Consider the following 1,084-nt stretch of genomic DNA (forward strand, 5'->3'; position numbering starts at 1 on the left):
TCGTCGTGGCCTGGCTGCTGGTGGGCCTCTGCGTCACGCCGGCGCTCACCCGCCTGCCGGGCTACCTCTTCGGTGATGAACCCGGCGGCCTGCAGGGCTGGGTGGCCGACTGGCTCACGCAGCCGCTGCGCGCAGCCGAGACTTTGCTGCAGCCTGCGTCAGACGCCGACCGCAGCGGACGCCTGGCCTGGGTGGCCGTGCAGACGATCCTGCTGGTGCCGCTCTTGCCGGCCATCTGGCCCGAGTACCAGTCCGGCGGCAGGATGCGGGCGGATCCCAGCGGGGCGCACGGCTCCGCCCGGTGGCGCCGCCCAAGGGAGCTCACCCGCACGCTGATCCAGGTCGGCGTGCGGTCTCGCCCGTCCGCGGGCTTCCTGGCCGGCGTCGACCGGGACCGCCGGCCGGGAAGGGCCTGGCTGGTGCCCGGTCCCCACATGCGGTCGGTGACCAATCCGCATGTGCTGGTGCTGGGCGGTTCCGGCAGCGGCAAGACCCGCCGGCTGGTGCTGCCCAACCTCTGGCTGCTGGGGCGGGCGAAGGCCGCCGGCAACCCCAACTCCATCGTCGTCACCGACCCCAAGGGGGAACTGTACAGCTACACGGCCGAGTACTTCCGCCGCCTGGGCTACAAGGTGCGCACGCTGAACCTGATCGACCCCAAGCGCAGCGACCGGTACAACCCCCTGGCGGAGGTGGTGAACCACCTGGATCAGGGGGACCGGTCGGCGGCGGCCGAGGCGGTGTGGGATATTGCCCACGCCTTCGCCTCGATGGACGACGACAAGAACGCCCACCGGGAAGACCCGTTCTGGCAGAACGCCGCCGAATCGATCATCGCCGCGTCGGTCTACTACGTGGCCGCCAACGCCCCCCGGGAGCAGCGGAACATGGCCAGCGTCTACCGGTTCATCACCGAGTACGGAAAGGACGACGGCAGCCTGCTGGACCTGGTCTTCCAGTCGATCCCCGACCTGGCCGACCCGGCCCGCACCGCCTACGGCGTCACGCAGCTCTCGGTGGAGCGGACGCGCTCCTCCATCCTGACCACCGCCGCCGTCAACCTGCGCCTCTTCGCCGACCCCAC

General features: G+C 71.1%; 1 protein-coding gene. It reads left to right on the forward strand.

Annotation, left to right across the window (positions count from 1 at the left end; genetic code table 11):
• Positions 1-1,084 (forward strand): type IV secretory system conjugative DNA transfer family protein (locus tag AB2385_RS17110; protein ID WP_367656213.1); only part of this gene is annotated, 1,084 nt, incomplete at both ends.

Origin of the sequence: Symbiobacterium sp., from assembly GCF_040797425.1 — a bacterium.
Taxonomy (GTDB): domain Bacteria; phylum Bacillota; class Sulfobacillia; order Symbiobacteriales; family Symbiobacteriaceae; genus Symbiobacterium.